This window comes from Vibrio ponticus (assembly GCF_009938225.1).
Lineage (GTDB): Bacteria > Pseudomonadota > Gammaproteobacteria > Enterobacterales > Vibrionaceae > Vibrio > Vibrio ponticus.
In genome coordinates this window covers 2,571,695-2,588,571 of record NZ_AP019657.1, presented here as the reverse complement: position 1 = coordinate 2,588,571, position 16,877 = coordinate 2,571,695, and the positions used below count along the sequence as shown (strand labels likewise).

Here is a 16,877-nt window from a genome sequence, read left to right as displayed (position 1 = left end):
AATGCGTAAGTTAATGATCCCTGTTTTGGTAGTTGCGCTAGTACTGATGCTAATGTCACTATTCGTTATCCCTGAAGGGGAACGTGGTATCGTAATTCGTTTCGGTCGAGTACTGAAAGACAACAACGAAATCGCTCGTATCTACGAGCCTGGCTTGCACTTCAAAATGCCATTGTTCGATCGCGTAAACACTTTGGATGCGCGTATCCAAACCATGGACGGCCGTGCAGACCGTTTCGTAACGTCTGAGAAAAAAGACGTAATCATCGACTCATACGTGAAATGGCGTATTGAAGACTTCGGTCAATACTACCTGGCAACAGGTGGCGGTAACGCTGCGACAGCGCAAACACTATTGAGCCGTAAAGTGACAGACGTCCTGCGTTCTGAAATCGGTGCTCGTGAAATCAAGCAGATCGTATCAGGTCCTCGTAACATTGATATCCTGCCAGATGACCAAGCGGAAGTGACAACAGAAGCGGCGAAAGAAGCACTAGAGATCGATGGCGAACGTGACATCATCATGAAGAATGTTCTTAACGGCACTCGTAAAGATGCGATGGAAGACTTAGGTATTCACATCGTTGACTTCCGAATGAAGAAGATCAACCTTCCTGACAGTATCAGTAAGTCAATCTATGATCGTATGCGTGCAGAGCGTGAGTCGGTTGCTCGCCAATTCCGTTCGCAAGGTCGTGAGCAAGCGGAAGTTATCCGTGCTCAAGCTGAACTAGAAGTGGCAACAATTCTAGCAGAAGCGGACAAAACAGCTCGAGTAACTCGAGGTGATGCGGACGCAGAAGCAGCTAAGATCTACGCAGACGCGTACAACAAAGATCCTGAGTTCTTTAGCTTTATTCGTTCACTACGCGCGTATGAGAAATCATTTAGCGAGAAGAGTGACATTCTAGTACTGGATCCGAACAGTGAGTTCTTCCAATACATGAATGATGCGAAAGGCGCTCAATAATCGTCTTTGAAAATCGATAAGCAAAAGGCTCCGCAAGGAGCCTTTTTTGATTTTACTTTAAGTAGGAAGTAACGATGTCTAACTCAATTTGGTTGGCGATTGGTTTAGTGCTGATCGTCGAAGGTTTAGGCCCTCTGATTGCCCCAAACGGCTGGCGTAATATGGTGGCTGAACTCAGCAGACAGCCAGATACTCAACTGCGACGTATCGGCGGTTGCCTCGTTGTCGCAGGCGCTGTCATCGCTTATTGCTTCGCTTGAGTCTTATTCGTCACCATCAGTAGTGTGGTGGTGGCGTTTCTTCTGATGGGTCGGCTAAATTTGAGCTATCCATGTTTTTCATCTTACCTACCACATACTTCATCTGATCTTGCATCTTAGTGATCAGCAACTGCTGCTGACTAAGCGCATCATTCAACGAATCAATAGTTTGCTCTTGGAAAGCGATTTGGCATTCCAAGTCGTTGATGCGGTTTTCTAATTCAATGATATGCTTTTCTGTCATGGTCTTAATCTAGTTTCCAAGCCTGAGCGATGCCAGCAGAAGTACCAGTGACCACGCGGCTTTGATTATCGAAGGCTGCATCATACACTACTGCCCGTGGAGGACGAGCATCTTTTAATGGCTCGGCTTCAAATCCATCGATGCGCTTGCCCGTTTGTGTATCCCAGACCATCACCCGGCTTGAGGGGGTACCTGTGACCAGTTTTGAGCCGTCATCAGAGAAGCGCGCGGCAGAGAAAATTAACTGGCGTGATAGGCTACTTAGTTGTGAAACCTCTTTACCGGAGATCAGATCCCAAACGATCGCATGGTTACCACCGTCAGAGCTAAAGCCATATTGACCATCGCGATGTAATGCCACGCGATTCACTCTCTGCTCGTGTTCAAATTTATGCAACGCTTGTCCGCTGGTGGTATCCCAAAGATAGGCGTTATAGTCATTGCCACCCGTGAGCGCGAAGCGCCCATTAGGCGCGAGAGCGACGGAATTAACTTTTTCTCTATGAGCAAGGAACTCTAAGCGACGACCGGTGCCCAAGTTGACATAGATCGCTTTACCATTAGAAAGCCCAAGCAGAATTTGTTCACCATTGTTGGCAATATCCACATCACGGATAGTGCCATCGGAAATTGACCACAGTCCTTCGGCTTGTGTCCAAGCAAGATCCCAAACGGCAAAATTAGTTTGGCTGGCAGTAATGGCGTAGCGACCATTGTCAGAAATACGAATGCGGGAAACGGTACTGGCTTGTTGGTCTTGAGCGCCAAGCTCAGCAAGCCTTTTGTCGTCGTACAAGTCCCACAGTTCTAACTGATTTTGCTTGGAATAGAGTAAAGCGAAATGTGCATCGCGACTGAGTGCGAGACTGCTGGTGCCTTTAGGCTCAAGATTCCAACGTTGATCGTCGGATTTCGAGAAAAAGCAGCCATTTAACGCTATGATGACAAAGACACTAACAAGAGTGTTTACAAATAATCGCATTAAAGTCCCAAATATCTACTTGGTTTTCATCAATTTGAAGGCATATTAGGTATATTGGTACATCACGCTGATGCACACCAGTTTTTATTCAAGATTTGTGCACAATGGCAAACGCCATCATTTGGAGAATTCAATGAAATCAATTTTTAAAGTGTCACTGCTTGCAGCAACAGTCATGCTAGCGGTTGGCTGTCAAAAAGAAGAACCAAAACAAGAAGTCAAACCTGCAGTAGAGCAAGTTCAAGCTGAAAAAGCGGTTCACTTTAAGAGTGAAGATGACAAAGCGGCTTACGCGATTGGCGCATCATTTGCTAACTACCTAGCACAAAGCATCGAGAAACCGAGTGAGATTGGTATTGATCTGAAAAAAGAATTGGTACTTAAAGGTATTGAAGATGTGTTCGCAGACAAAGCTGCACTTAACGAAGACGAAATTCGTGCAGCGCTAGAAAGTCTAGATAAACGTGTTGCGGAGAATATGCAAAAGCAAGCGGCTGAGAAATCTGCAGCAGCGAAGAAAGCAGGTGACGACTTCCGCGCTGAGTTTGCGAAGCAAGAAGGCGTTAAAACGACTGAATCTGGTCTAATGTACCAAGTACTAACACCTGCTGAAGGTGAGCAACCAAAAGATACCGATACGGTTGAAGTTCACTACAAAGGTACCCTAATTGACGGTACGCAATTCGATAGTTCATACGACCGTGGTGAAACCGCAACTTTCCCACTTAACCGTGTGATCCCTGGTTGGACGGAAGGCGTGCAGCTAATGCCTGTTGGTTCTAAATTCAAGTTTGTTATTCCGCCAGAGCTTGCTTACGGTGAACAAGACACACCAAGCATCCCAGCAAACTCAACCTTAGTTTTCGAAGTTGAGCTAGTGGGTATCGACAACGGTGAACAAGCAGCACAATAAGCTTGTTTGTTGAAATGTATAAGGCTCGGATTTTCCGGGCCTTTTTTGTTTTTGTTCCTATAATTCGATGTTGTTCTAAAAAATGCCTAATAAGCAAATTGTTGCTTTTGGTTGGCTGGCGAAAAGCGCATGATTTATTTGTGCTAAATCACTAGTTAGCCTTATAGCTTAGTGTTCTATTCAAAATTTCTGATAAACTTACGTCAATTTGTTGATTAATCGCTCGAAGGCTAAAAAAAGTGACGACGACAGAAACCCTAAATACGGATATGTTGCTCGAAATGGAATCCGTCAACGTGATGCCATTCAGTGAGCACGACAAAATCATACTCAAATCTTACGAAGCGGTAGTCGATGGTATAGCGAGCTTAATTGGTCCTTTTTGTGAGATCGTTTTGCACTCATTGGAAGACTTGAATACCTCTGCAATTAAAATTGCTAACGGTGAAAACACCGGTCGCCAAGTGGGTTCGCCTATTACCGACTTAGCGCTAAAGATGCTGAAAGACATCGAAGGCTCTGAGCGCAACTTTTCTCGTTCTTACTTTACTCGCGCTAAGGGCGGCGTGTTGATGAAGTCAATTACGGTGGCAATTCGCAATGGTGATAACCGTGTAATCGGCCTGCTGTGTGTCAACGTCAACCTTGATGCGCCTTTCTCTCAAGTACTGCAATCTTTCATGCCAACTCAAGAAGCAAAAGATGCCGCTTCATCGGTAAACTTTGCTAGTGATGTGGAAGAGTTGGTCGATCAAACGGTTGAACGCACCATTGAAGAGATCAACGCGGATAAGTCTGTATCGAACAATACTAAGAATCGTCAGATCGTGATGGAGCTGTACGATAAAGGTATTTTTGATATCAAAGACGCCATCAACCGTGTTGCTGATCGTTTAAATATCTCTAAGCACACCGTTTACCTGTATATTCGTCAGCGTAAAACTGAGGATGATGAGAAGTGAGTTTGACTTACACTCTGGTGGTAAATGGCTCGGTATACGGTAGCCAATCGGCGCGCAGTGCCTATCAATTTGCGCAAGCCTTGATAGCGCAAGAACACACTCTAGTGAGTGTGTTCTTTTATCAAGATGGCGTGACCAATGGTACGGGTCTAACCGTGCCCGCCAATGATGAATTTGATTTGACCAAAGCATGGCAAGAGCTAGCGAGCCAACACAATGTCCGTTTAGAAACCTGTGTGGCAGCCGCACTGCGTCGCGGTGTTGTTGGGCAAGATGAAGCCACACAGCATGGTTTAACTCAGTGTAATTTGGCCGAAGGCTTCCATCAGGCAGGGCTTGGTAGCTTGGCTGAAGCGATGCTAGTGCAAGATAGAGTGGTGCAGTTTTGAGTCAATTAACTTATTTATTTCGTAGTGCCCCTCATTCGAGCTCAGCAGGGCGTGAAGGCGTCGATGCTTTGCTAGCGGCTTCTGCCTATTGTGAAGACATTAGCGTGCTGTTTATTGGCGATGGTGTGTATCAATTGCTACAAGGACAGCAACCTAGTCAAATCCTGACTAAGGATTATGCACCGATGCTTAAACTGTTTGATCTCTACGATATCGAACAGGTTTATGTGTGTGAGAAGTCACTCGCTGAGCGAGGGTTGGCTCAAGCCGATTTAGTCATTGATGTTGAGCGCCTTGATTCTGATGCTATTCAGTCTAAGCTCCATCAAGCAGGCAAACTACTGTCATTCTAAGAGTCCAATATGCTGCATATCGTTAAATCTCTTTCTGCATTGAACGAACTGGCTCCCTTATATAAAGAAGGCGATCAGTTGTTGCTGGTGGAAGACGCTGTATACGCCAGCAATGCACAACACCCGATGTTTTCTATACTCAAGACATTTGAGACCTTGGTCTTAAGTGCGGATGTTCAAGCGCGTGGTATTCAAAACCGCGTGAGCCCGTCATGTACTCAAGTCGATTTTTCTGGATTTGTCGAATTGACGGCTACACACAGTAATTCTCTGACCTGGAATTAGCTTACAAGCCAGATTCTCTGGGTATGAAGTGTTACAGGACTCTAGAAGGCTAAAAAAGATCTGTATATTTCTTGACACACATCTCACTGCTGCATAGAATTTTGCGTCCCGTATTGCCACATGGCGATTCGGGATAGATTTTTCACAAAGCTTACTTTCAAGTAAATCAGGAGCTAGTTAATGGCAACTATTAACCAGTTGGTACGTAAGCCACGTGCAAAGCAAGTTGTTAAAAGCAACGTGCCTGCACTAGAAGCGTGCCCACAAAAACGTGGTGTATGTACTCGTGTTTACACTACTACACCTAAAAAACCTAACTCAGCACTTCGTAAAGTTTGTCGTGTACGTCTGACAAACGGCTTCGAAGTTACTTCGTACATCGGCGGTGAAGGTCACAACCTTCAAGAGCACTCAGTTGTTCTAATCCGTGGTGGTCGTGTTAAAGACCTTCCAGGTGTGCGTTACCACACTGTTCGCGGCGCACTAGACTGTGCTGGCGTAAACGACCGTAAACAAGGTCGTTCTAAGTACGGTGTGAAACGTCCTAAGTCTTAATGGATTCCGTTAAGTAAGGCCAAACACTAAATTATTTTGAATTTTTTGAAAAAACTGAAAAGTTTTGGATAAAACCTGAAGAAGACAACGGAGAAAATCCATGCCACGTCGTCGCGTTATTGGTCAGCGTAAGATCCTTCCAGATCCAAAGTTCAAATCTGAACTGCTGGCAAAATTCGTTAACATCCTAATGGTTGACGGTAAAAAATCTACTGCAGAGAAAATCGTTTACACTGCACTAGACACTATGGCTGAGAAATCTGGTAAAGATCACTTAGCTGTATTTGAAGAAGCTCTTGAAAATGTACGCCCAGCGGTAGAAGTTAAATCTCGCCGTGTAGGTGGTTCAACTTACCAAGTGCCAGTAGAAGTACGTCCGGTTCGCCGTAACGCACTTGCTATGCGCTGGGTTGTTGAAGCTGCGCGCAAGCGTGGTGAAAAATCTATGGCTGCTCGCCTAGCTGCTGAAATGCTAGACGCGTCAGAAAACAAAGGTACTGCTGTTAAGAAACGTGAAGACGTTCACCGTATGGCAGAAGCGAACAAAGCATTCGCTCATTACCGCTGGTAATACCTTTATAGTGCTGCAAGGTTCCTTGCAGCACTTCTTTAGTTCCTATGCATTTGCTAGGAACTATTGCTATATCTGGGGGTTAGGTTTTTTATCTTCTCCTTGGTCATAGCAATAGTCCCTAAGTTAAGAGGATTCAACCGTGGCACGTAAAACTCCTATTGAGCGCTACCGTAATATCGGTATCTGTGCGCACGTAGATGCGGGTAAAACCACCACAACTGAACGTATTCTGTTCTACACCGGCCTTTCTCACAAAATCGGCGAAGTTCACGATGGTGCTGCTACCATGGACTGGATGGAGCAAGAGCAAGAGCGTGGTATCACAATCACTTCAGCTGCTACGACGACCTTCTGGCGTGGTATGGAAGCACAATTCCAAGATCACCGCGTTAACATCATTGATACTCCAGGACACGTAGACTTTACGATTGAAGTTGAACGTTCACTGCGCGTACTTGATGGTGCAGTCGTTGTATTCTGTGGCTCTTCTGGTGTTGAACCTCAGTCTGAAACTGTATGGCGTCAAGCTGACAAATACCAAGTTCCACGTATGGTATTCGTAAACAAGATGGACCGTACCGGTGCAGACTTCTTACGCGTTGTTGATCAAATTAAAAACCGTCTTGGTGCGAACCCAGTTCCAATCCAACTAAACGTTGGTGCAGAAGAAGAGTTCAAAGGTGTTATCGACCTAATCAAGATGAAAATGATCAACTGGAATGAAGCCGATCAAGGCATGTCGTTTACATACGAAGACATTCCAGCTGACATGGTTGAGCTTGCTGAAGAATGGCGCAACAACCTAGTTGAAGCGGCAGCAGAAGCAAGTGAAGAGCTAATGGATAAGTACCTTGAAGAAGGTGAACTGTCTGAAGTAGAGATCAAACAAGCTCTGCGTGCTCGTACACTAAACAATGAAATCGTACTGGCAACTTGTGGTAGTGCATTCAAGAACAAAGGTGTGCAAGCAGTACTAGACGCAGTGGTTGAATATCTACCATCACCTGTTGATGTACCTGCAATCAAAGGTATTGATGACAGTGAGAATGAAGTTGAGCGTCATGCTGACGACAACGAACCATTCGCAGCTCTAGCATTTAAGATTGCAACAGACCCATTCGTGGGTACGTTAACTTTCATGCGTGTTTACTCAGGTGTGGTTAATACAGGTGATTCTGTATACAACTCAGTAAAAGGCAAGAAAGAACGCTTTGGTCGTATCGTTCAGATGCATGCTAACAAGCGTGAAGAAATTAAAGAGATTCGCGCAGGTGATATCGCAGCTGCAATCGGTCTGAAAGACGTAACGACGGGTGAAACTCTATGTGATCAGAACCATAAAGTGATTCTAGAGCGCATGGAATTCCCAGAGCCAGTTATTCAGATTGCAGTAGAGCCTCGCTCTCAAGCCGATCAAGATAAGATGGGTATCGCACTAGGTAAACTAGCGGCAGAAGACCCTTCTTTCCGCGTGGAAACGGACGATGAAACAGGTCAGACTCTGATCTCTGGTATGGGTGAGCTTCACCTAGACATCATCGTAGACCGTATGAAGCGTGAATTCAGCGTTGATTGCAACGTTGGTAAACCTCAGGTTGCTTACCGTGAGACCATTCGTGGCAGCGCGGAAGTGGAAGGCAAGTTCGTTCGCCAATCAGGCGGTCGCGGTCAATACGGTCACGTATGGATCAAACTTGAGCCTTCAGAACTGGGTGAAGGTTTCGTTTTTGTTGACGAAATCGTGGGTGGTGCCGTTCCTAAAGAGTTCATCAGCTCTGTAGCGAAAGGTATCGAAGAACAAATGAATAGTGGTGTTCTAGCTGGTTACCCAGTTCTAGATATTAAAGCTACACTATTTGATGGTTCTTACCATGATGTCGATTCAAGCGAAATGGCGTTTAAAATCGCAGGTTCAATGGCATTCAAGAAGGGCGCACTAGAAGCTAGTCCTGTCATTCTTGAACCAATGATGAAAGTTGAAGTAACTACGCCTGAAGATTGGATGGGTGATGTTGTTGGTGACCTTAACCGTCGCCGCGGCATGATCGAAGGTATGGATGAAGGTGTGGCTGGCCTGAAGGTCATTCGCGCACAAGTACCGCTATCTCAAATGTTTGGTTATGCAACAGACCTACGTTCTGCAACTCAAGGTCGTGCTTCATACTCAATGGAATTCCATGAGTATGCAGAAGTACCTAAGAACTTTGCAGATGCAATCATTGCAGAGCGTGGTTACTAATTGACGAAGGATCAAAAAAAGTCCTAGACTTTTTTTAAGATCAATACGTCCAAATATTGCGCTGACGGACGTTGGCGCATAAAATAGCAGATTCTGGCGCGTCGATGATCAATTCTGGTCACGACGAATCATAACTAGGAAGGAACACGAACGTGTCTAAAGAAAAATTTGAACGTGTAAAACCGCACGTAAACGTTGGTACTATCGGCCACGTTGACCACGGTAAAACAACTCTAACTGCAGCTATCTGTACTACTCTTGCAAAAGTTTACGGCGGTGCTGCTCGTGACTTCGCATCTATCGATAACGCTCCAGAAGAGCGTGAGCGCGGTATCACAATCTCTACTTCACACGTAGAGTACGACACTCCAACTCGTCACTACGCACACGTAGACTGTCCAGGACACGCTGACTATGTTAAAAACATGATCACTGGTGCTGCACAGATGGACGGTGGTATCCTTGTAGTTGCTGCGACTGATGGTCCAATGCCACAAACTCGTGAGCACATCCTACTAGGCCGTCAGGTTGGTATCCCTTACATCATCGTATTCATGAACAAATGTGACATGGTTGATGACGAAGAGCTACTAGAGCTAGTAGAAATGGAAGTTCGTGAACTTCTATCTGAATACGACTTCCCAGGTGATGACCTACCAGTTATCCAAGGTTCTGCACTAGGCGCACTAAACGGCGAAGAGCAGTGGGAAGCTAAGATCATCGAACTAGCTGAAGCACTAGATTCTTACATCCCAGAACCTGAGCGTGCAATCGATATGCCATTCCTAATGCCAATCGAAGACGTATTCTCAATCCAAGGTCGTGGTACAGTAGTAACTGGTCGTATCGAGCGCGGTATCCTAAACGTAGGTGACGAAGTAGCAATCGTTGGTATCAAAGATACAACAACTACTACTTGTACTGGTGTTGAGATGTTCCGTAAGCTTCTTGACGAAGGTCGTGCTGGTGAGAACGTTGGTGCACTTCTACGTGGTACTAAGCGTGATGACGTTGAACGTGGTCAAGTACTAGCTAAGCCTGGTTCAATCACTCCACACACTAAGTTCGAGTCAGAAGTATACGTACTATCTAAAGATGAAGGTGGTCGTCACACTCCATTCTTCAAAGGCTACCGTCCACAGTTCTACTTCCGTACAACTGACGTAACTGGTGATATCTCTCTACCAGAAGGCGTAGAAATGGTAATGCCAGGCGACAACATCCAAATGACTGTTGAGCTAATCGCACCAATCGCAATGGACGAAGGTCTACGTTTTGCGATCCGTGAAGGCGGCCGTACAGTAGGTGCTGGTGTTGTTGCTAAGATCTTCGCTTAATTCTTAAGAATTAAATGAAATCTTGCACACTTCTTCGTTAGAAGAATGCGCATCTAGAGAAAGGGAAGCTTAGGCTTCCCTTTTTCATTTTTAGTTATATCGATCTATCCCATCTTCATTCTTTGTAGATCGAATCAAAACAAAAACTTAGTCTTACTCAGATTTCTCGTCCTTCGTATAAAGCCTGTTTTGCCGCGTAAGCCCTCTTTAGATATAACAAATCGGTATTAATAATTTTATAAATCTAACTGGTAGTAAGAACTATTCTTGTTTATATTGCGTCTACAAACAGTGGTCGTTGAGAATTGAAATGTACGTTTGCCTTTGTCATGGTGTATCCGATAAAAAAATCAGACAGTTAGTACTCGAAGAGGGGATTGCTGATATGCGCAGTATTAAGCGCTGTACCGCACTCGGTTCGCAATGTGGTAAATGCATCAAGCAAGCCAAACAGATAATTAACGAAACGGCTCCGCAATTGTACAAGCAAGCCTGCTAAAACAGCAGGGCGCCTTTTTGACTCTTGGGTGATTGGTTCTACAGTTAAATGAACCAACGAGGAGGGTTATTTCATGAAAGGCGATCCCATCATTATCCAGCACCTCAATAAAATTCTCGGCAATGAATTGGTTGCCATCAATCAATATTTTCTTCACGCCCGTATGTACAAAGATTGGGGTTTAAAGCACCTCGCGGATAAGGAATATCATGAGTCGATCGATGAGATGAATCATGCCGATCATCTGATTGAACGCATACTGTTTTTAGAGGGGCTTCCCAATCTGCAAGACTTAGGCAAGTTAATGATTGGTGAAGACACCAAAGAGATGCTTGAGTGTGATCTGAAACTTGAGATGATGGCGATACCGGATCTTAAGGCTGCGATTGCTTACGCTGAGGATGTGCATGATTACGTTTCACGTGATCTGTTCCAAGACATTCTTGAAGATGAAGAAGAGCATGTCGATTGGCTGGAAACCCAGTTAGGCTTGATTGAAATGACCGGCATTCAAAATTATCTACAAGCTCAATTTGTCGACGAAGATGATGATGATTAACCTTGTTCCATGCGCTCGCGAGTGCGGGCGCAGTTGATTTACCTACCTGATTTTTCTCTCTTTTCAAACCACTACATTTTGCTTGCTTAAACTGCTCTCTTTCTGTACTATTCGTGCTCTTAAATTCTCGGTCAATTATCTTTCGTTCCTTGCTTCCTCTGGATGACCGGGCCATTTGTGGAAGCTGAATAATCCGTAAGGAGCAACACATGCGTCATTACGAAATCGTATTCATGGTGCACCCAGATCAAAGCGAGCAAGTTGCTGGCATGATCGAGCGTTACACTGGTTCAATCACTGAAGCTGGCGGTACTATCCACCGTCTAGAAGACTGGGGCCGTCGTCAACTGGCTTACCCAATCAACAAGCTTCACAAAGCTCACTACGTTCTAATGAACGTTGAAGCTGACCAAGCTGTTATCGATGAGCTAGAAACTGCTTTCCGTTACAACGATGCAGTTCTACGCAACATGATCATGCGTACTAAAGCGGCTATCACTGAGCCATCAATCATGCTTAAACAGAAAGAAGAACGTTCTGCTAAGCGTGAAGAGCGTGCTGAAGCTGCTGCTGAGTAATTGATTGTATGACCAATCGAATGGAGCTGAGCGGCACTGTTGCTAAGCCTCCAATTCGGTCAAAAAGCCCGAGTGGAATTGAGCACTGCCGTTTTTGGTTAGAACATCGTTCCACCGTTATTGAAGCCGACCTACCACGTCAAGTTTATTGTCGTATGCCAGTCGTCGTCAGTGGGGCAAGGTCAACAGCATTCACTCAAAACTTAGTACAAGGCAGTAACATTAAGGTAGGGGGCTTTGTCGCTTACCAAACCGGCCGAAATGGCGTAGGTAAATTAGTGTTGCATGCCGACAACATTACTCAAATTTAAGATCAGGAGATAGCCCATGGCTCGTTTCTTCCGTCGTCGTAAATTCTGCCGTTTCACTGCAGAAGGCGTACAAGAGATTGATTACAAAGACGTAGCAACTCTTAAAAACTACATCACTGAAGCTGGTAAAATCGTTCCTAGCCGTATCACTGGTACAAGCGCTAAATACCAACGTCAACTAGCTCGCGCTATCAAGCGTTCACGCTACCTAGCACTACTACCGTACACTGACAAGCATCAGTAATCGGTCGGTTTATTAAGAAAGAGGATTAAACAATGCAAGTTATTCTACTTGATAAAATCGGTAACCTAGGTGGTCTTGGCGACACAGTAAACGTTAAATCTGGCTACGCTCGTAACTTCCTTATCCCTCAAGGTAAAGCGGTTATGGCTACTAAAGCTAACGTTGAAATGTTCGAAACTCGCCGCGCTGAACTAGAAGCTAAAGTTGCTGAGCAACTAGCTGCTGCTGAAGCACGTGCAGAGCAAGTTAACGCTCTAGAAGCAGTTGTTATCGCATCTAAAGCTGGTGACGAAGGTAAACTATTCGGTTCTATCGGTACTCGTGACATCGCTGACGCAGTTACTGCTGCTGGCGTTGCAGTTGCTAAGAGCGAAGTTCGTCTTCCTGAAGGCGCTCTACGTACAACTGGTGAGTTCGAGATCAGCGTTCAACTTCACTCTGAAGTTTTCGCTACAGTTAACCTACAAGTTGTTGCTGCTGACTAATATCAGTATCAAGACGTATTTTAAAAGCACCTCTTTGAGGTGCTTTTTTTATGCCTGCATACCGTCCTGAATAAGGTTGAAGTTAGAAAGCGAACAGCAGGTTAACTGAAAAAATGCTGTCTGAGTTCTCTAAGCCCTCTGGTACGCGGTCATGGTATTGGCGTGAGTAGGCGAGCTTTAACGCAATGTCTTCGGTGATCGCGTTGATGACACTGGCATCAGTATCGACACGGGTATTACTGTGACCAGAGACGAGCGTCATCGTGGCTTCAAACGCTAAGTTGTCTAACGCTTGCCAGCGCGAATTGACTTTGCCACGGAAAATAGCTTCTTCGACTAGATCGGGAAAAATGATGTCGTCGTCGTCAATCTCATCCAAGTTAGGCTCTTGATAACGAAAGCCTGGTCCCATTTCCACTTCCAGCAAGAAATCTTCGCTGTTGGCGAACTGATAACCCAAACCGCCTGAAACGGTATAATCTTTATAGTAGGCACTATAGCGAGAGTCGACTCCTTTGAAACTGCCATAGAGGTACGTTTTGGGACTGAGTTTGTAGTCCGACTGTGCACTGTACGTTGATTGGCGCTTATCTTCCTCACCATCTTTGTACAGTAGATAGAACTTCCACTCACCACTGGTACGGTGACGTCCTTTGATGTACTCAGCATCAATGCGTGAGTTAAGGGATTCTGAATCTGAGTTACCTGAGTGTGCTTGGTAACCAAATTCCACTTCACTGTTCCACGGCGATGGGACCTCAATGTCACTAGCGGTTTCCGTTTCATGGGCGTGCACAATGGTGGCACTTAATAAACCAAAACAGGTCAACCAAACTTTTGTCACACAGATCCTCGTCGTCATTAAAAAAGCGGGCGGATAAAATAGCATGAAATGGTAATAGTAACGCACTGCTAATCGGTCAAGGGTAGGTTAATTATTGCAACGAACCGACAATCTTCGTCCCAATGGAAGACAAGCGGTCTAATCTCGTTATAATGAGCGGTCATAGAAAGTAGTTGAGCAGAACCATGGCAGAGAACAGAGCGGATAATCGCAGGCGTAATAAAACTGATGCACAAGTTGATGCAATTAAGGCTCCACCACACTCATTAGAGGCTGAGCAATCAGTTATTGGTGGTCTATTGCTGGATAACGAGCGTTGGGATACGGTTGCCGAGCGTGTTGTCGCACGTGATTTTTATAGTCGTCCACATCGCATCATTTTTGAGGCGGTGCAGCGTATTCTTGAAGACAGTAAACCGCTGGATTTAATCACTCTCTCTGAATACCTCGAGTTGCATGAAAATCTCGAAGATGTCGGTGGTTTTGCCTACCTAGCAGACTTAGTAAAAAATACCCCAAGTGCGGCCAATATTAATGCCTATGCCGATATCGTTGCTGAACGCGCCGTCGTGCGTGAACTGATCGGTGTGGCGAATGAAATTGCTGATGCGGGTTATGATCCGCAAGGTCGCTCTTCAGAAGATTTGGTCGATTTAGCCGAAAGTAAGGTATTTGCGATTGCCGAATCGCGTACCAAAGAGAGCGATGGTCCACAAAATGTCGACAACATTCTTGAGAAGACGCTGGAGCGTATCGAGCTGTTGTACAAGTCGCCACAAGATGGTGTGACCGGGGTTGATACCGGCTTTACTGACCTCAACAAGAAAACCGCTGGTCTGCAAGGCTCTGACTTAGTTATCGTCGCAGCACGTCCTTCGATGGGTAAAACCACCTTTGCGATGAACTTATGTGAAAACGCTGCGATGGTGTCGGATAAGCCGGTGTTGATCTTCTCACTAGAGATGCCAGCAGAACAGATCATGATGCGTATGCTCGCGTCACTGTCACGCGTTGACCAAACCAAGATCCGTACCGGTCAGCTTGATGATGAGGATTGGGCGCGAATTTCTTCTACCATGGGTATCCTGATGGAGAAGAAGAACATGTACATCGATGATAGCTCAGGCTTAACACCGACCGAAGTTCGCTCTCGTGCCCGTCGTATCGCCCGAGAACATGGCGGTTTATCGCTTATCATGGTCGACTACTTGCAGCTAATGCGTGTGCCAGCGCTATCCGATAACCGTACTCTAGAAATCGCGGAAATCTCTCGCTCGCTAAAAGCACTGGCGAAAGAGCTAAATGTTCCTGTGGTCGCACTGTCTCAGCTTAACCGTTCCCTAGAGCAACGGGCCGATAAACGCCCGGTTAACTCGGACTTGCGTGAATCAGGCTCTATCGAGCAGGATGCCGACTTGATCATGTTTATCTATCGTGACGAGGTTTATAACCCGGACAGTTCGATGAAAGGTACCGCTGAAATTATCCTAGGTAAGCAGCGTAACGGTCCTATCGGTTCAGTACGTTTGACGTTCCAAGGACAATATTCACGCTTCGATAACTACGCGGGTCCTGCGTTTGATATGGATGACGAGTAATAGTATGAGTTATATGAAGGCGGCGACGGCTCATGTAGACCTCGCGGCATTGCAGCACAATTTGCAGCAACTAAAGCAGCAAGCGCCAAGCAGTAAGATGATGGCGGTAGTCAAAGCCAATGGTTATGGGCATGGTTTAGTGCAGATCGCCAAGCATGCAGATTATGCTGACGCTTATGGCGTTGCACGTATCGAAGAAGCGTTGCAACTGCGAGCAGCTGGCATTGTTAAGCCGATCTTATTGCTGGAAGGCTTTTATTCACCAGGCGACTTACCAGTATTGGTGACCAATAATATTCAAACCGCGCTGCATTGCGTTGAACAGCTTGAAGCGTTGGAAAATGCCATTTTAGAAACCCCAGTACAGGTGTGGCTGAAAATCGACAGTGGTATGCATCGTTTGGGCGTGCGTCCTGAGCAATTGGATGACTTTATTTCACGCCTAAAAGCGTGCGAAAACGTTGCGAAGCCACTACGCTACATCAGTCACTTTGCCAGTGCTGATGAGCTTGAAAAAGCCACGACTCATGAGCAAATTGAGCTGTTTCGTTCGCTAACGAATGGCTGCAAAGGTGAACGCTCTCTTGCTGCATCAGCCGGTGTATTGGCTTGGCCGCAAAGCCATCTAGACTGGGTGCGTCCCGGCATTATTATGTATGGTGTTTCGCCATTTGCTGAGAAATCTGCTGTGGAATTGGGTTTTCAACCAGTTATGACGTTAAAGTCTCACATCATCGCGGTACGCGAGGTGAAAAAGGGAGAAAGCGTCGGTTATGGTGGTACATGGACCAGTGAGCGCGACACCAAAGTGGGCGTGATTGCGATTGGTTACGGTGATGGTTATCCACGCACTGCGCCAAATGGTACGCCAGTGTTTGTTAATGGTCGTAAAGTGCCGATAGCGGGTCGAGTGTCGATGGATATGCTGAGTGTCGACTTAGGACCGGAAGCGACCGATAAGGTCGGTGACGAGGCAATTTTGTGGGGTAAAGAGTTACCTTCGGAAGAAGTGGCGGCTCATATCGGCACGATTGCATACGAGTTGGTGACCAAACTGACACCACGCGTCGATATGGTTTATTCAGATTGATGTTATCAAAGGGAGCTTTTGCTCCCTTTGTTGTTTTTGGTGCTGAGTTTTCTCAACCGCCGAGAGCTGGATTACTCCCCCTGAATCGTGGCTATCACGTTGCGACGACCACCATGATCACGATGCTCACCTAAGTAAATGCCCTGCCATGTGCCTAAAGCTAAGCGACCGTTGCTAATTGGTATCGTCACACTGGTGCCTAGCGTTGAGGCTTTAATATGAGCTGGCATATCATCGTCCCCTTCGTAGGTATGTTGATAGTAAGGCGCGTGCTCAGGCACAAAATGATTAAAGTGCTTTTCCATGTCCGCGCGTACGGTCGGGTCGGCATTTTCATTGATGGTTAAACTGGCTGAGCTGTGTTGAATGAATAGATGTAATAAACCTACTGAAATCGAGTCTATTTGTGGCAACTGTTGTTCAATTTCATCAGTAATCAGATGAAATCCACGCGCTTTAGCGCCTAGCGTGATACTTTTTTGTGTCCACATAATCTTTCCTTACTCAATAATTTGGCAATTTTGTCGATGCTGACTAGTCTAGTTTCACGGCTTCTACAATATTACGTACATGAACTAAGCGATTGAACGTGATATAACTCAATGT

Annotated in this window: 23 protein-coding genes; 19 read left to right on the top strand and 4 right to left on the bottom strand. The window is 45.7% G+C overall.

Translation table 11 applies throughout. The features are described from left to right. The first annotated feature begins 1 nt into the window (after window position 1). Window positions 2–970, top strand: a complete 969-nt coding sequence (gene hflC, locus GZN30_RS11555) for a protease modulator HflC (protein WP_075652235.1) — start codon at window positions 2–4, stop codon at window positions 968–970. A 74-nt stretch (window positions 971–1,044) separates the two neighbouring features. After that, window positions 1,045–1,230, top strand: a complete 186-nt coding sequence (locus tag GZN30_RS11550; protein ID WP_075652236.1) for a DUF2065 domain-containing protein — start codon at window positions 1,045–1,047, stop codon at window positions 1,228–1,230. Window positions 1,231–1,246: 16 nt separating this feature from the next. On the opposite strand, the gene GZN30_RS11545 is transcribed toward GZN30_RS11550, so the two are convergent. Next, a complete protein-coding gene (locus GZN30_RS11545) occupies window positions 1,247–1,474 on the bottom strand; it encodes a SlyX family protein (RefSeq protein ID WP_075652237.1) in 228 nt (75 codons plus the stop codon). 4 nt (window positions 1,475–1,478) lie between these two features. Then, a complete protein-coding gene (locus tag GZN30_RS11540; protein ID WP_075652238.1) occupies window positions 1,479–2,456 on the bottom strand; it encodes a WD40 repeat domain-containing protein in 978 nt (325 codons plus the stop codon). 133 nt (window positions 2,457–2,589) lie between these two features. Here GZN30_RS11540 and fkpA point away from each other — a divergent pair, with 133 nt between their 5' ends. The 15 genes from fkpA to rplI all read left to right on the top strand — a co-directional run bounded on the left by fkpA (window position 2,590) and on the right by rplI (window position 12,739). After that, window positions 2,590–3,369 (top strand): FKBP-type peptidyl-prolyl cis-trans isomerase, encoded by a 780-nt coding sequence (gene fkpA, locus GZN30_RS11535; protein ID WP_075652239.1) that lies wholly within the window; start codon window positions 2,590–2,592, stop codon window positions 3,367–3,369. A 239-nt stretch (window positions 3,370–3,608) separates the two neighbouring features. After that, window positions 3,609–4,331 (top strand): helix-turn-helix transcriptional regulator, encoded by a 723-nt coding sequence (locus GZN30_RS11530; RefSeq protein WP_075652240.1) that lies wholly within the window; start codon window positions 3,609–3,611, stop codon window positions 4,329–4,331. 2 nt (window positions 4,332–4,333) lie between these two features. Then, on the top strand, window positions 4,334–4,720 hold the full coding sequence (tusD, locus tag GZN30_RS11525) for a sulfurtransferase complex subunit TusD (protein ID WP_075652244.1): 387 nt from the start codon (window positions 4,334–4,336) through the stop codon (window positions 4,718–4,720). Continuing rightward, the gene (gene tusC / locus GZN30_RS11520; RefSeq protein ID WP_075652241.1) at window positions 4,717–5,073 is read left to right on the top strand and encodes a sulfurtransferase complex subunit TusC; all 357 of its coding nucleotides are present in this window, start codon (window positions 4,717–4,719) and stop codon (window positions 5,071–5,073) included. The genes tusD and tusC overlap by 4 nt, the downstream gene beginning before the upstream one ends. Before the next feature lie 9 nt (window positions 5,074–5,082). Then, window positions 5,083–5,358, top strand: coding sequence for a sulfurtransferase complex subunit TusB (gene tusB / locus GZN30_RS11515; protein WP_075652242.1), 276 nt, complete (start codon window positions 5,083–5,085; stop codon window positions 5,356–5,358). A gap of 180 nt (window positions 5,359–5,538) precedes the next feature. After that, window positions 5,539–5,913, top strand: a complete 375-nt coding sequence (gene rpsL, locus GZN30_RS11510) for a 30S ribosomal protein S12 (RefSeq protein ID WP_004399892.1) — start codon at window positions 5,539–5,541, stop codon at window positions 5,911–5,913. A gap of 100 nt (window positions 5,914–6,013) precedes the next feature. Continuing rightward, window positions 6,014–6,484, top strand: a complete 471-nt coding sequence (gene rpsG / locus GZN30_RS11505) for a 30S ribosomal protein S7 (protein WP_053397177.1) — start codon at window positions 6,014–6,016, stop codon at window positions 6,482–6,484. 142 nt (window positions 6,485–6,626) lie between these two features. Further along, entirely contained in the window at window positions 6,627–8,726 is a 2,100-nt protein-coding gene (gene fusA / locus GZN30_RS11500; protein WP_075652243.1) for an elongation factor G, read from the top strand. Between the two features lie 152 nt (window positions 8,727–8,878). Continuing rightward, window positions 8,879–10,063 carry an elongation factor Tu gene (gene tuf / locus GZN30_RS11495; protein ID WP_075652508.1) on the top strand — a complete coding sequence of 395 codons (1,185 nt, stop codon included), beginning with the start codon at window positions 8,879–8,881 and terminating at the stop codon, window positions 10,061–10,063. A 310-nt stretch (window positions 10,064–10,373) separates the two neighbouring features. Then, complete coding sequence (locus tag GZN30_RS11490) at window positions 10,374–10,562, top strand: (2Fe-2S)-binding protein (RefSeq protein WP_075652509.1); 189 nt, start codon at window positions 10,374–10,376, stop codon at window positions 10,560–10,562. Window positions 10,563–10,635: 73 nt separating this feature from the next. Then, the gene (bfr, locus tag GZN30_RS11485; RefSeq protein WP_075652510.1) at window positions 10,636–11,121 is read left to right on the top strand and encodes a bacterioferritin; all 486 of its coding nucleotides are present in this window, start codon (window positions 10,636–10,638) and stop codon (window positions 11,119–11,121) included. 209 nt (window positions 11,122–11,330) lie between these two features. Next, the gene (gene rpsF / locus GZN30_RS11480) at window positions 11,331–11,699 is read left to right on the top strand and encodes a 30S ribosomal protein S6 (RefSeq protein ID WP_075652511.1); all 369 of its coding nucleotides are present in this window, start codon (window positions 11,331–11,333) and stop codon (window positions 11,697–11,699) included. An 8-nt stretch (window positions 11,700–11,707) separates the two neighbouring features. Further along, window positions 11,708–12,010 carry a primosomal replication protein N gene (gene priB, locus GZN30_RS11475; RefSeq protein ID WP_075652512.1) on the top strand — a complete coding sequence of 101 codons (303 nt, stop codon included), beginning with the start codon at window positions 11,708–11,710 and terminating at the stop codon, window positions 12,008–12,010. Window positions 12,011–12,026: 16 nt separating this feature from the next. Then, on the top strand, window positions 12,027–12,254 hold the full coding sequence (gene rpsR, locus GZN30_RS11470) for a 30S ribosomal protein S18 (RefSeq protein WP_000090472.1): 228 nt from the start codon (window positions 12,027–12,029) through the stop codon (window positions 12,252–12,254). Window positions 12,255–12,286: 32 nt separating this feature from the next. Beyond that, window positions 12,287–12,739, top strand: a complete 453-nt coding sequence (gene rplI, locus GZN30_RS11465) for a 50S ribosomal protein L9 (protein WP_075652513.1) — start codon at window positions 12,287–12,289, stop codon at window positions 12,737–12,739. Between the two features lie 82 nt (window positions 12,740–12,821). Here rplI and GZN30_RS11460 read toward each other — a convergent pair whose 3' ends face one another. After that, complete coding sequence (locus GZN30_RS11460; RefSeq protein WP_408646833.1) at window positions 12,822–13,628, bottom strand: DUF481 domain-containing protein; 807 nt, start codon at window positions 13,626–13,628, stop codon at window positions 12,822–12,824. Window positions 13,629–13,768: 140 nt separating this feature from the next. On the opposite strand from GZN30_RS11460, the gene GZN30_RS11455 reads away from it, so the two are divergent. Both GZN30_RS11455 and alr read left to right on the top strand, forming a co-directional pair. Next, on the top strand, window positions 13,769–15,181 hold the full coding sequence (locus GZN30_RS11455) for a replicative DNA helicase (RefSeq protein WP_075652515.1): 1,413 nt from the start codon (window positions 13,769–13,771) through the stop codon (window positions 15,179–15,181). Window positions 15,182–15,194: 13 nt separating this feature from the next. Beyond that, a complete protein-coding gene (gene alr / locus GZN30_RS11450) occupies window positions 15,195–16,271 on the top strand; it encodes an alanine racemase (protein WP_075652516.1) in 1,077 nt (358 codons plus the stop codon). Window positions 16,272–16,342: 71 nt separating this feature from the next. Here alr and GZN30_RS11445 read toward each other — a convergent pair whose 3' ends face one another. Further along, entirely contained in the window at window positions 16,343–16,762 is a 420-nt protein-coding gene (locus GZN30_RS11445; protein ID WP_075652517.1) for a secondary thiamine-phosphate synthase enzyme YjbQ, read from the bottom strand. Window positions 16,763–16,877 lie beyond the last annotated feature (115 nt).